This is a genomic window from Paenibacillus oralis (assembly GCF_003863965.1).
GTDB lineage: Bacteria > Bacillota > Bacilli > Paenibacillales > Paenibacillaceae > Fontibacillus > Fontibacillus oralis.
Map to the genome: position 1 here is coordinate 2,982,980 of NZ_RRCN01000001.1, position 13,314 is coordinate 2,996,293.

Below are 13,314 nucleotides of genomic sequence, written 5' to 3' on the forward strand. Positions count from 1 at the left end.
GGCCCGATCTTATACGTTAAGGGGCAATGAACTTGAGAAAAAAGAACCAACAAAAACAGCCGGTTGAAGTGCTCTCCACGCCCAAGGCAGACCGGCGATTGCTTGCCCATGTCCCCGATCCAGAGAATATCCGCAAGGCGTTGGACCGCCGAGGCGGATTCCAGTTAAAAGACGAAGGGGACGGCACCACTGCCGACAGTAAAATGCCCCGTCTGCTCAGCTTGCGTTATGAGGCCGATTTCCCCGTAACGTTGTTTCCCCAGGGAGATGGTAAAAAAGCGGAGAAAAAGGCGGGTGCAAAGTCTGGCATACGCGGAATGGCCGCGGATATTTCTTCAACGGGGATGTTGGTGGAACTGGAGCCAGGCGGGGCCAAAGCGTGCCGAGAGGGCGACGTGTTCGAGCTGCGCTTCAACATTCCGCCGGGGACGATGCCGGAGGGTTTTGAGTCGAAGGTGAAAATAAAAGCGGCGGTCGTTCGCAGCTTTACCCGTGAAACACCGGACGGGGAGAAACCGATGGCGGCGCTCGCTTTTGAAAGCAGCCTTTACAATTACTTTCAGAAAAGGCGCTGGGGCTACTCCGTTTATACGGCGAGCGGACTGCTGTTCGTTGCGATGACGATCATTTTGCTGATGCGCGTGGAAAGCATCATCTATTTCAAATACAACATTTTGCTTTATTTATACAGTCTCACGGCGGCCGTATTTTTGCTGACGCGGTATTTTTTCGGGGCTTTGTACCGCAACGTGCCGGTCAACCCGGACTACACGCCGGGCGTGTCGATCATTATCCCTTGTTTTAATGAAGAACAATGGATTCAGCGCACCGTTCTCAGCTGCATCAATCAGGAGTATCCGATCGACAAGCTGGAAGTGATCGTTGTGGACGACCGTTCGTCTGACAGATCGGTGGAGCGGATTAATGAGATCGTCGAGCGCCTGCATAAGGAAGCGGAGCGGTTCGCCATCCGGGATCGCCTCAAGCTGGTTGTATTGCCGGAGAACGGAGGCAAGCGGGTCGCTTTGGTCAAAGGCGTGGAGATGGCCAAACATGATTTGGTCGTGTTCGTCGATTCCGACAGCTTTTTGGAGCCGGACGCCATCCTTCACCTCGTGCAGCCGTTCCAAGATCCGAAGATGGGCGGGGTGGCCGGCCGGACGGATGTAGAAAACAAATATACGAATTCGATTACGAAGCTGCAGACGGTTCGATATTATATCGCGTTTCGCATCATGAAAGCGGCGGAATCCTGGTTCGACAGCGTCACCTGCCTGTCCGGTCCGCTGTCATGTTATCGGAAAGAGCTGGTGCTCAAATACGCGGACGACTGGTTGAACCAGAAGTTTCTCGGCCAGCCGGCAACGTTTGGCGATGACCGCAGCATGACCAACTTCATTTTGCGGTCTCATCGGACGGGGTATCAGGACAACGCGATTTGCTCCACCATCGTGCCATCCAAGCTGGATGTGTTTCTGAAGCAGCAGATGCGCTGGAAGCGTTCCTGGCTGCGGGAGTCGCTGCGCGCGGGGACGTTCATCTGGCGTAAAGAACCGTTCATGGCGCTGTTTTTTTACATAGGCCTGGTCGTTCCGATCGCCGCTCCGATCGTCGTTTTGTACAATCTTGTATACGTACCGCTTGCTTACGGTATTTTTCCGGGCACGTTTTTGATGGGACTTATGTTAATGGCATTATTGATGAGTTTTGCCCATCTTTTGTTCCGTAAAAGCAAGCTATGGATTTTCGGTTTGGTGTTTTGCGTTTTTTACGAGCTGGTGCTGCTTTGGCAAATGCCGGTCGCCTGGGTGACGTTCTGGAAATCCACCTGGGGTACGCGGGAAACACCGCAGGATGTTGAGGCCAAGGCCAAAAAAGAAAGCCGCAAAGCGAACAAGCGGAGAAAATCATTGTTTAAAAATCTTTTTAATGATTCCCACAAGGACAAGGGTTCATACAGTGAGGTTGACTGACTATGGGAAAAAACAAGCCGCGCAAGGCGCTTGATGTCGGGCGCAAAGAACGGGAAAAAGCGGTCAAATCGACCGTTCAGATTGTGGTGCTGGCTATGGTGCTGGTGTTGTTGGTACACGCCGTGGCGGGAATCCACCGTTACCGGGAGCCAGACAAAGCGGCCTGGCAGCAAACGCGGGGATTTATCGCCTTATCCTATTACGGAGTGGATCGAAACGGGACACGCGGTCTGATCGCCAAAAGCCGTCTGGATGAGCAGCTGCAAATTTTGCATCAAAACGGGTATGTCACGGTTTCGCAGCAGGATATGCTTGATTTTTACCAGCACGGTAAGCTGCTGCCGCCAAGGGCAGTGTATTTAAGCTTTGAAGACGGGCGCAGCGATTCCGCCTTGTTCGCCCAGCCCCTGCTGGAAAAGTACAATTATAAAGCAACGATGCTTTCCTATGCCGACCGGCTGGACGTCGTGGATCCGAAATTTCTGTCGGGGCCGGAGCTGCTTAAGTTAACGCGCAGAGGCTATTGGGAATTGGGCAGCAATGGGTACCGTTTGACGTACATCAATATTTTTGACAAGGACGGGCGGTATGCCGGGACGCAAACCGAGCAGCAGTTTAAGGATAAAGACGAAGCACAATACTATACGCACTATTTGATGGACTTCATCCGCGACGCCGATAAGGTGCCATTGGAAAACCGCCGGGAAATGGAAGCGCGCATCAACCAAGATTACCGGCTTATGGAGCAGATTTATCGGGATAAGCTGGGGTTCGTTCCGAATGTTTACATGATCATGCACGCCAATTCGCTGCACAACGGAATGAATCCTTTGGTGGAAAACGTGAATTCCGGTAACATCGAACGGCTGTTTAAAATGCACTTTAACCGCGAAGGGCAAACCTTTAATGACAGCGGCGCCGATTTGTACGATTTGACGCGGCTGCAGCCGTCTCCCGGCTGGTATCGCAACCATTTATTGATGAGAATCGCGGGGGACACCGGGGAATCCTACGATTTTTACGAAGGCGACAAGAAGCGGGCCGATCATTGGCAATTGCTTGGCGGGGCCGCTGAATTCAGGGGCAACCGCATCATCCTGACCTCCCCGGAAAACGGCAAAGGCCTGCTTTATCTTAAAGGGAGCGATGGCTATCAAAATGTGAAGGTGTCGCTGCAGATCGCGGGGAACATTATCGGCTCGCAATCGGTATATTTAAGGTACGACCGCCAGGCCGATGCTTACGTGAAGCTGATCGTGGAAGATAACCTGCTTCGCGTCGTGCAAAAAGAGCCCGGCCAAACGGAGGAAAAGACGCTGATCTCCCGGAATCTCGGCAGTTTAAAAGGGGTGTCGGAGCAGACGGCGATCGAGCGTAAGCTGGACGTGGCGATCGCCGGCAGCGGGTTGACCCTACAGGTCGGCGGGGAGGCCGTCGCGCCGGAGATCCCAATCGCGTCTACGCTTGCCGCGGGCGGGTTGGCTTTGGAAGCCACAGCTAGTGAAGAGCATAGCAAAGACCCGGTGTATGACGGGGTGTTTGATGATGTCATCGTTGCCGAGGCCGAGCAAAACGCTGCCGGGGAACCTGCGGGCAAAGTGCTGTTCTCCAACGGATACACCCCGCTGCAAAAAGTGGTCAACGGCGTTAAATGGACGTTTGACGCGGCGGTCAACTGGGCGATTGACACCTTTTGAACGAGGAAACAACAGGGCCTTTCCGAATCGGAAGGCCCCATTTCTAGGTGGTGACGACATCTGCTGTCCGCAGCCGGTGTATTGCCAAAGCTGAGAACACGGAAATATAAGCGGCGTTAATGAAGATAAACAGACCATTTTCCGGACCCGTAAGCGAGCTTTGCTCTAATACGCCCATGCCGGTTGTCAATAAGCTAAACGGGAAGAGGAACCTCATGTTTAGGATGTACAGACCGAGACCAAGCATGGAGCAGCATATGCTGATGCCGACGGGAAGGGCGAAGCTGCGTATCCTGAAGGAGAGCAAAAGCTGCATGGACGCGATCGAAATCGCGGCGATCCAGCCGCGCAGAGCCCATCCGGCCAGTTCCACGGGAATATCCGCAGGAGGCAGCGAAAGGAGAAGCCCGAAGAGTAAGTATAAGGCAATAAATAAAGCTTGAACGCCTAAAATCAAAACCGCGATCACCGTCAGTTTGCCGAAATAAATGCTGGCGGCGGAGACGGGGGCGGTATGCACCAGGTTCCAATTCCGGTTGGCATGCTCCAGCCTGCACACATACGCGCAGCAAATGGCAATGAGGATAGGAAAGAAAAATTCGCCGTAAAACAGGCTGACTTGAGTCCATAAGCTATACCACGCATTGTTCAAAACTTCTTGATTGGAATAATAGTTGAAACAGCCGATGAACAAACTGAGCGCAGGCAGCACGGTCATCGTTATCCAGATGCGCCCGCGGCGCAGTTTAAGCCATTCGGCGGCAATGCTTCGGATCATGGGGAAACCTCCCACTATAAAGTAATAACTTCTCCTGTTTTCTCGTTCATTCTCAATATTTCAACTTTGACAGTGTAAGAGATACTGGTGGAGAATATAGTCTACACCACGATTTTCTGTAAGAGCGTAGGCGGGAACAGAGCTTAGGATCTTCTCGTTTCCAAAACTGTAGATAATTGGTTATGATCGCACAATGGATCTCCACATTCCGCCCTTGGGGTTCACCCTCCCATGTCACACTGGGTCTATGCCCTTACATTCCTTCGTTCTACCTCTCAAGGGGTGGATGCCGTTTCTCGCTCCTTTACAGGGTCGTTGCCCTTACGGTGTGTCGTGCGTCGGCTTCTCCGGTGCTTCCGTTGTCTAGTTGTACACATGTGAATAAGCGATATTGCAGGGTGATTGCTTCCTTGACTTTATGCAGCCAATTGTTGCAGCTGGGCTTGCCTAACGGGGCCCATGACATCGTTGGCGTTATACATTCTTTGCTTTGTTCCCAGGGTATAAAGCACCCGTATGAGTTTTCCACATAGGGCAATGAGAGATTGCTTCTTCTTCAGCGGGTTCTGGCTCCGCGTCGTGTAATACCGGTGAAGCGCTTGGAACTCCGGATTCTTTGCAACCAGCGGCATCACCGCTCGGAACAACAGCGCCCGTAGGCGTGATCGCCCTCGCTTGGTTATGCCTGTCTGTCCTTTCCGTATGCCTGAACTGTTTTCCATCAGATTAAGGCCCGCCAGACGAATGATCTGCTGACCGTGATCGTAGTGATTCAGATCTCCAACCTCGGCTAGAAATCCGGCTACGGTCAGAACGCCGATTCCGGGTACAGACAGCATTTCTGTCGTTCCTGGAATGCCCTCCAAAATTCCGGCCACTTGATGCATAATCGTTTCAAGCTGCTCGTTAAACAGGTCAAACTGCGACAGTAGCGTACTTAGTTCCAGCCTGGCGGCAACGATGCCTTCTGTCAGACCGATGGAGACGCTTGCTGCAGCGTAAAGCGCTTCTGCCCGCTTGATTCCAACGCCACGCCTGACTTCCGTCTTCCAATGCGCTAGGACGTCTCTAGCGCCCTTGGCGACGATATCAGCAGGCAACGGGAAGGCTCGCATGGTCATGAACGATGCCTTGCCACTCCAGTTTTTAAACACTTTTGCGTACTCCGGAAAGAATCGATCAAACCAATTGCCGATGCGGCTTTTGACTTGAGTTAGACTGTCCGATACCTTCTCGCGGAGGTTCATCAGGATCCGCAGTTCTGCGAATTCCTTCGTCGGCAACTTCGGTTCGGAGTAATTCCCATCCCGAATGAGTTTTGCGATGACTTTTGCATCCTTGTAGTCACTCTTCGTCGGTGAGTTATCTTCAAGCTCTTTCGACTTATTGACATGATGCGGGTTTACCACTACGACTTGAATCCCTTGATCCTGTAAGAAGGCTGCTAACGGAAACCAGTAGTGTCCAGTAGGCTCGATGCCAAATATGATGTCCGTCTTGCCGTGTGTCTGCCCGAGCTCCTTCATCCACGTCGCCAGCTTCGTCAGCCCTTCCTGGCTATTATGAAACACGCAGTCTTTTCCAAGCTCAATGCCACGGAAATCTACTGCACGAGCCACATGAATCTTCTTGGCGATATCCGCTCCGACGACCAGTGTCGATTCGGTAATTCGTGTAATTCGTTGATTCTTTTTCTGTTTCAGCTTATACTTCATGTAGAGCGTCCTCCTTCAATTAGGGCAGTGAATGGCCACCATTCCGAGACCCAGCATACAGGAGGCGCTTTTTCTTTTCAAGGGGCAAATTACTTCATTACAGGAATGGCTCCTTATATTTCTTGACGGGATACGTGAAGGCATCCGGCCGTATAGAATATCGCAACCATCAGCAGAGCGGCCACCCAGTTTCCGGCTTGCGCGGGCAACACGAAATAGTGGCTGGTTTCCGCTAAGGTATTAAAAGACATCCCGATGGGAGACATCTCCGTATAGTAGGACCAGACGATAAACTTACGTATGAATGCGGGAAAAAAGCTGGCTGTAACGCCTAAAAAGCCGCCGGCCATGCCGAGCGTAAGCGCAAAGGTCTGATTTTTGAACGTGAGGGAAATCCATTGCTGCAGCGCAGTGACGGCAAGGTTTGTCAGGAACGTGCCAGCCAGAAGGCGGACCAACAGCACGAGCGGCAGCGGGTCCGGGAAATTTTTAAGTACCCCGAAAGCCGATAAGGCGCATATCTGGAAAGCGGCTCCGCAGAGCAGCAGCGTATTGGCGCAAATCCACTTGGCCAAGTAGATGCGGTTGCGGCTGACGTTGGTTGCCATCAGCATCTTCCACGTCGTTCCCTTATGCTCCATATCACAGAGGCGGGAAACGACCACGGCCGAAATGATGGGAAGAAAAAGCCCGTTTAACGTGGAAAACATCAATAGGACGTACTCCCATCCGACGTTTTCGGGATGGCGGGCGAGCGTAATGCTGGTGACCATGAATATCCAAAGTACTTCGGCCGCCAAAAAAATCGCAATCATCCACCCGATTTTTTTGCGGCGCAGTTTAAAAAACTCTAAAGTCAGTTCTTTCATTACAGGCTGCGCTCCTTTCCCGTCAGTTCCAGAAAAATATCTTCCAGGCTTTTTTTTCGCTCCTCGATTCGGATCACGTCGAGTCCGCAGTCGACCAACAAGCGGTTGACCTGCGCGGTTAAAGTATCGTCAAGATGGTCGAACAGCAGGCGCGGACCGCTGGAAGATGCTTGAAAGCCGTGTTTTAAGAGCAGGCGTTCCGCCGCTTGGTTGTCGGAAGTTTTTAAGGAGATGGAGATTTTCGTTTTGGCGTTGAGCTGCCCCATGGTTCCTTGGAACAGCAGGTGGCCGTTGCTGATAATTCCCACCGAGCTGGCGATTTGCTCGATTTCCGAAAGCAGGTGGCTGGACAACATTACGGTCATTCCGTAACGCGCGGGAAGCGATTTGATCAGTTCCCTGATTTCCAAAATTCCCGCCGGATCGAGCCCATTGGTAGGCTCGTCGAGGATGAGCAGCTTTGGAAAGGCAAGCAGCGCCATGGCGATTCCCAGCCGCTGCTTCATGCCAAGCGAGTAATGGTCGACCCGCTTGTCCTTTTGTTTTTCCAGACGGACGATGCGCAAAACCTCATATAAATTTTTGGACGGTGCATCATGCAGACGCTGCATGATTTTCAGGTTCTCCCAGCCGGTCAAATGACCGTAATAAGACGGAGATTCAATCAAAGAGCCGATCTGCTTAAGGATGGACCTGCGGTCTTTGGCAAGTTCGCGGCCGAAAACGGTCACCTCGCCTTCCGTAGGCTTGATAAGGCCAAGCAGCATTTTGAGAGAGGTCGATTTTCCCGCACCGTTCGGCCCGAGGAAACCGAAAATTTCCCCTTCCGGAACGGCAAGATTAACTTTGTTTACCCGATAGACCCCATTGTACATTTTGGACAAGTTATGCGTTGCGATAAGCGCTCGGGAATTCATGTTTGTTCAACTCCGTTTTTTGTTGTTTTCTTTTCACTTTATAGTCCGAACCTTTCGATGAGCTTACGGCAACCTTACGACAACCTTAAATCGCGGCATACCGGGGGCGAAGCTCCGCCTTCCATGTATAATGAGAACTGGGTGAGGGTACATGGATAATTTGAAAGACAAAAAAATACTTATTGTGGACGATGAGCCGGAAATACGCGTGATGATCGAACGTTTTTTGCGCAAGGAAGGTTATTTTCGCATATACCTGGCGGAAAACTGCGCTTCGGCGTTGGCCATATGCCGGACGGACAAGCCCGATATCGCTATCCTGGATGTGATGCTCCCGGATGGGGATGGCTTTGGTCTGTTAAGCGCGATCCGCACGTTTTCCGAGATGCCCGTATTGATGTTGTCCGCCCGGGGAGAAGATGAGGATCGTCTGCTGGGGCTCGGACTCGGAGCGGACGATTATTTGGTTAAACCGTTTTTGCCGCGCGAGTTGCTTTTGCGTTTGCAGGCCATTTTGAAACGGACATTTGCTTCCGCTGCACCGGAACGTTTGCCTGCGTTTTGTCTGGGGGACATTGAGATCGATCTGGAAAGTGCTGCTGTAAGGCGCAATCAAGAGGAACTGCCGTTAACGGCCAAGGAGCGCACGCTTCTATTAAAGCTTTACGAGAACGAAGGCCGGATCGTCACGTCGGATGCCATTTGCCAGGCGGTATGGGGAGATGACAGTTTCAGTTACGAAAACACGCTGATGGTGCACATTCGCCGCATCCGGGAAAAAATTGAAGCCGATCCGTCGCGTCCGCGGCATTTGCTTACGGTCAGAGGGTTGGGTTACAAGCTTCATGTGAAGGAGGCGCCGTAATGCAAGGAGTCCTGACGATGCTTAGGCGGTTTATCGGCGCAACCATGCTGCTTTCCCTCCTGCTTATGGCCTTTAATCTGGTGCTGTTAGGCACGATCGTATTTAGTGAAAATAAACAGCGGAACCCGGAGTCGGTGGTTAGGGAAGTAGCGGAACAACTGGAAGTTCACTCCGATGGTTTTCGGCTTGCCGGCCCGGCGGAGAAGCTGTTGAATGAACGTGAAGCTTGGGCCATGCTGCTCGATTCAAAAGGCAAAATTGCTTGGGAATATAAGTTGCCTAAACAGCTTCCGCGTACTTACAGCTTAGTGGATGTAGCCAAGTTCTCGCGCAATTATCTGCTGGATTACCCGGTGTTCATATGGGAGAAAGACACGGGGCTGCTTGTAGTGGGGTATCCTCAACATACCTATGCGAAGTACCAAGTCAGCTATTTCAAGGATTGGATTCAATCTTTGCCGGTCCGAATCGTGCTTTTGCTGGTTTGTAATCTGGTCTTGTTCATTGTGTTGTCGGTCTGCTTGGGCGCATGGTGCATGCGAAGCATAAAACCGCTGGTCAGCGGAATCCACGGACTGACGAAGCAAGAGCCGGTCCAGGTCAAAGCCAAAAGTATTTTCCGCGATTTGGCGGACAGTATCAATGCCGCTTCCAGGATGCTGCAGGAACAGAACAGAGCCCTTAAAGCGAAGGATGAGGCGCGTTCCAATTGGATCGCCGGTATTTCGCACGATGTCCGTACGCCGTTGTCGATGATTTTGGGTTATGCCAGCGACTTGGAAGACCACTCGGCCTTGCCTTTGGATCAGCGGCAGCAAGCGGGAATTATTCGCCGGCAAGGCGAGAAGCTGCGTTCCCTTATCCATGACTTGAACCTGGTCTCCATGCTGGAATATGAAATGCAGCCCTTGAGCATTAAAGAGGTACGAGTGTCCGCAATCGTCAGACAGGCGGCCTCCGACTTTCTCAATCAAGGTTTGGATACGAACAGGTATACCATTGATCTGAAACTGAATGACGATAAAATAAAGGTGCGGGCGGATGAAAAGTTGCTGTTGCGCGCCGTATCCAATTTAGTACAAAATAGCATTACCCATAATCCGCAAGGCTGCCGGATCGTCATACGGACGGAATGGGATCGGGAACGGTCCGTATGCCGCTTGATCGTATCGGATAACGGCCAAGGAGCGGAACGTTCCGAACTGCCGGACTTGCTCAAGCTGCCGTATTCGTCAAGCCGCAAACGTATAAAGAAGCATGGCCATGGGCTGGGCTTGCCGATGGTTGCCAGGATTGCGGCGGCACATGGCGGCAGGCTGCTGCTTGAGAGCGGCGTAAATGAAGGATTTCAGGCCACGCTGGAGCTTCCGTCCTTCGTGCCAGGGACCTAAGCTGCACTTGCTAACCGCTTTTTTGAATCATGGATTTAATTTATGAAAAGGAGCTAACGCCCTTGTTTAAAATACGCGTTTTTCCCAAATCCTTTCTTTTAATTGGGGTCATAGCGACCATCGTGATTTTATGCGGCGGCACTTACTACTATATAAGCAGGGCGGAAGGCCAACCCAACGCCGCTTTGCAACCGGTAGGCGAGTCTACCGATCTATCGGCTTGGATCGTGGATTGGCAGCAGGAATCCGGGGAGGAAGACTACGGGGCGCTTGGTTCCCGCCTGTCCGAACTGCAGATGTTTGCGGCTTATTTCGATGCGGCGGGACATCTCTATTTCAAAGATTCGTTCCGGGAGAGTCTTGCGAGCGATGCCTCACTTCGCCAAGCTGACGGCGGGACTTTTATTACGATTGTCAATGACCGGATAAACGGTGACGGTTCGGTTGTGCAAAAAGACCCTGAGCTGGTGCGCCATTTAACACAAAATAAGACGGTTCGTCAGGAGCATATCCGGGAAATTGCGAACGCGGCCGATCAGCTTGATCTGGATGGCGTGGAAATTGACTACGAGAAAATCAAGGACAGCGATTGGAACGGTGTGGTTGCTTTTTACAATGAATTGTATCAGGAGCTGCGGCGGGACGGCCGGAAATTGCGGATCGTACTGGAGCCAAGTGCGCCGCTGAAAAAGCTGAAGCTGCCGGAGGGCCCCGAATATGTGGTGATGGCTTATAATCTGTACGGCTCCCACAGCGGGCCCGGGCCTAAAGCGGACAAAAAATTCATTAAAGAGCTTGCCGGCAAAATGAAACCGATCCCGGGGAACAAGCGGCTGGCCATAGCTACAGGGGGATTTGCCTGGAACGAAAACGGGGAGGTTACGGCGCTCACCGAAAAGGAGGCCGATGGGCTCGCCGCGTTGAGTAAAGAAGGAGTGGAACGCGACATAGCCAGCGGCAGCCTTCATTTTAAATATACGGACGCTGACGGCGGTGAGACAACCGTTTGGTACGCTGACGGTGTAACGTTGCGCGGTTGGATAGAGACGGCGCGCGAAGCCGGATGCTCTCGCATCGCCATTTGGAGACTGGGCGGATTGAGTCAACGGACCTTAGAGATTTTGGCGGAGATCCATTAATTGAAGCCGAACCTTATACGATACAGGTTCACTATGGTAAAATCGGCGGGTTTCGGATTTTCAGGAGCGAATTCCCGGTTGTTTTAAACTGATGGATGCGGTATATTAATAAACGTCGCTGCAAGAGAGGTTCTCTAAAGGGAAGCCGCAATAACAGTTGGAAATATCTGATTCTAAAAAAAACTCTTGCACTGATGAATTAAACGTGATATATTATAAGAGTTGCTGCTGCGAACGAGATTTCGAGGCGGTAACGAAACAAAACGAAATTGATCTTTGAAAACTGAACAACGAGTGAGTATTAAATGAGAATTAAAATGGATGAATTCCAATCCGGTTAACGCCGGCGTTGAAATTCGATCCTTTCTCGTCAGATTCAAAATGAGCAAGTCAAACACTTTCACTTTATTGGAGAGTTTGATCCTGGCTCAGGACGAACGCTGGCGGCGTGCCTAATACATGCAAGTCGAGCGGAGTTAATCGGGAGCTTGCTCCTGGTTAACTTAGCGGCGGACGGGTGAGTAACACGTAGGCAACCTGCCCGTAAGACCGGGATAACTACCGGAAACGGTAGCTAATACCGGATAATCAAGTTTCTCGCATGAGAGGCTTGGGAAAGGCGGAGCAATCTGTCACTTACGGATGGGCCTGCGGCGCATTAGCTAGTTGGTGGGGTAACGGCTCACCAAGGCGACGATGCGTAGCCGACCTGAGAGGGTGAACGGCCACACTGGGACTGAGACACGGCCCAGACTCCTACGGGAGGCAGCAGTAGGGAATCTTCCGCAATGGACGAAAGTCTGACGGAGCAACGCCGCGTGAGTGATGAAGGTTTTCGGATCGTAAAGCTCTGTTGCCAGGGAAGAACGTCTTCTGGAGTAACTGCCAGGAGAGTGACGGTACCTGAGAAGAAAGCCCCGGCTAACTACGTGCCAGCAGCCGCGGTAATACGTAGGGGGCAAGCGTTGTCCGGAATTATTGGGCGTAAAGCGCGCGCAGGCGGCTGTTTAAGTCTGGTGTTTAATCCTGGGGCTCAACTCCGGGTCGCACTGGAAACTGGATGGCTTGAGTGCAGAAGAGGAGAGTGGAATTCCACGTGTAGCGGTGAAATGCGTAGAGATGTGGAGGAACACCAGTGGCGAAGGCGACTCTCTGGGCTGTAACTGACGCTGAGGCGCGAAAGCGTGGGGAGCAAACAGGATTAGATACCCTGGTAGTCCACGCCGTAAACGATGAGTGCTAGGTGTTAGGGGTTTCGATACCCTTGGTGCCGAAGTAAACACATTAAGCACTCCGCCTGGGGAGTACGGTCGCAAGACTGAAACTCAAAGGAATTGACGGGGACCCGCACAAGCAGTGGAGTATGTGGTTTAATTCGAAGCAACGCGAAGAACCTTACCAGGTCTTGACATCCCTCTGACCGGTACAGAGATGTGCCTTTCCTTCGGGACAGAGGAGACAGGTGGTGCATGGTTGTCGTCAGCTCGTGTCGTGAGATGTTGGGTTAAGTCCCGCAACGAGCGCAACCCTTGACTTTAGTTGCCAGCAAGTGAAGTTGGGCACTCTAGAGTGACTGCCGGTGACAAACCGGAGGAAGGTGGGGATGACGTCAAATCATCATGCCCCTTATGACCTGGGCTACACACGTACTACAATGGCCGGTACAACGGGAAGCGAAGGAGCGATCTGGAGCGAATCCTAGAAAAGCCGGTCTCAGTTCGGATTGCAGGCTGCAACTCGCCTGCATGAAGTCGGAATTGCTAGTAATCGCGGATCAGCATGCCGCGGTGAATACGTTCCCGGGTCTTGTACACACCGCCCGTCACACCACGAGAGTTTACAACACCCGAAGTCGGTGAGGTAACCGCAAGGGGCCAGCCGCCGAAGGTGGGGTAGATGATTGGGGTGAAGTCGTAACAAGGTAGCCGTATCGGAAGGTGCGGCTGGATCACCTCCTTTCTATGGAGTAC

9 protein-coding genes and 1 rRNA gene are annotated in these 13,314 nt (G+C 52.1%); 6 read left to right on the forward strand and 4 right to left on the reverse strand.

The genetic code is table 11. From position 1 onward, the window contains the following. Positions 1 to 26 precede the first annotated feature (26 nt). Both EHV15_RS13580 and EHV15_RS13585 read left to right on the forward strand, forming a co-directional pair. A complete protein-coding gene (locus tag EHV15_RS13580) occupies positions 27 to 1,973 on the forward strand; it encodes a glycosyltransferase family 2 protein (RefSeq protein ID WP_128631679.1) in 1,947 nt (648 codons plus the stop codon). Positions 1,974 to 1,975: 2 nt separating this feature from the next. Beyond that, entirely contained in the window at positions 1,976 to 3,670 is a 1,695-nt protein-coding gene (locus EHV15_RS13585) for a polysaccharide deacetylase family protein (RefSeq protein ID WP_128631680.1), read from the forward strand. A gap of 43 nt (positions 3,671 to 3,713) precedes the next feature. On the opposite strand, the gene EHV15_RS13590 is transcribed toward EHV15_RS13585, so the two are convergent. The 4 genes from EHV15_RS13590 to EHV15_RS13605 form a co-directional block, all read right to left on the reverse strand. Continuing rightward, positions 3,714 to 4,448 carry an ABC transporter permease gene (locus tag EHV15_RS13590; protein ID WP_128631681.1) on the reverse strand — a complete coding sequence of 245 codons (735 nt, stop codon included), beginning with the start codon at positions 4,446 to 4,448 and terminating at the stop codon, positions 3,714 to 3,716. A gap of 416 nt (positions 4,449 to 4,864) precedes the next feature. Beyond that, a complete protein-coding gene (locus EHV15_RS13595; protein WP_128631682.1) occupies positions 4,865 to 6,163 on the reverse strand; it encodes an IS110 family RNA-guided transposase in 1,299 nt (432 codons plus the stop codon). A gap of 113 nt (positions 6,164 to 6,276) precedes the next feature. Continuing rightward, complete coding sequence (locus EHV15_RS13600) at positions 6,277 to 7,032, reverse strand: ABC transporter permease (RefSeq protein WP_128631683.1); 756 nt, start codon at positions 7,030 to 7,032, stop codon at positions 6,277 to 6,279. Beyond that, on the reverse strand, positions 7,032 to 7,949 hold the full coding sequence (locus EHV15_RS13605) for an ABC transporter ATP-binding protein (RefSeq protein WP_128631684.1): 918 nt from the start codon (positions 7,947 to 7,949) through the stop codon (positions 7,032 to 7,034). The genes EHV15_RS13600 and EHV15_RS13605 overlap by 1 nt, the downstream gene beginning before the upstream one ends. Positions 7,950 to 8,100: 151 nt before the next feature. Between EHV15_RS13605 and EHV15_RS13610 the strand changes: the two genes are divergently transcribed. The 4 genes from EHV15_RS13610 to EHV15_RS13625 all read left to right on the forward strand — a co-directional run bounded on the left by EHV15_RS13610 (position 8,101) and on the right by EHV15_RS13625 (position 13,303). Next, the gene (locus EHV15_RS13610) at positions 8,101 to 8,814 is read left to right on the forward strand and encodes a response regulator transcription factor (RefSeq protein ID WP_128631685.1); all 714 of its coding nucleotides are present in this window, start codon (positions 8,101 to 8,103) and stop codon (positions 8,812 to 8,814) included. Then, a complete protein-coding gene (locus EHV15_RS13615; protein WP_128631686.1) occupies positions 8,814 to 10,205 on the forward strand; it encodes a sensor histidine kinase in 1,392 nt (463 codons plus the stop codon). The genes EHV15_RS13610 and EHV15_RS13615 overlap by 1 nt, the downstream gene beginning before the upstream one ends. Before the next feature lie 62 nt (positions 10,206 to 10,267). Beyond that, a complete protein-coding gene (locus EHV15_RS13620; protein WP_246061544.1) occupies positions 10,268 to 11,344 on the forward strand; it encodes a glycoside hydrolase family 18 protein in 1,077 nt (358 codons plus the stop codon). Positions 11,345 to 11,749: 405 nt separating this feature from the next. After that, a 16S ribosomal RNA gene (locus EHV15_RS13625) occupies positions 11,750 to 13,303 on the forward strand. Positions 13,304 to 13,314 lie beyond the last annotated feature (11 nt).

Excerpts from the sequence above, each read along its gene's own strand:
- EHV15_RS13585 (WP_128631680.1), top strand. The coding sequence starts at position 1,976 with ATGGGAAAAAACAAGCCGCGCAAGGCGCTTGATGTCGGGCGCAAAGAA.
- EHV15_RS13610 (WP_128631685.1), top strand. The coding sequence starts at position 8,101 with ATGGATAATTTGAAAGACAAAAAAATACTTATTGTGGACGATGAGCCG.
- EHV15_RS13590 (WP_128631681.1), bottom strand. The coding sequence starts at position 4,448 with ATGATCCGAAGCATTGCCGCCGAATGGCTTAAACTGCGCCGCGGGCGC.
- EHV15_RS13580 (WP_128631679.1), top strand. The coding sequence starts at position 27 with ATGAACTTGAGAAAAAAGAACCAACAAAAACAGCCGGTTGAAGTGCTC.
- EHV15_RS13595 (WP_128631682.1), bottom strand. The coding sequence starts at position 6,163 with ATGAAGTATAAGCTGAAACAGAAAAAGAATCAACGAATTACACGAATT.
- EHV15_RS13615 (WP_128631686.1), top strand. The coding sequence starts at position 8,814 with ATGCAAGGAGTCCTGACGATGCTTAGGCGGTTTATCGGCGCAACCATG.
- EHV15_RS13605 (WP_128631684.1), bottom strand. The coding sequence starts at position 7,949 with ATGAATTCCCGAGCGCTTATCGCAACGCATAACTTGTCCAAAATGTAC.
- EHV15_RS13600 (WP_128631683.1), bottom strand. The coding sequence starts at position 7,032 with ATGAAAGAACTGACTTTAGAGTTTTTTAAACTGCGCCGCAAAAAAATC.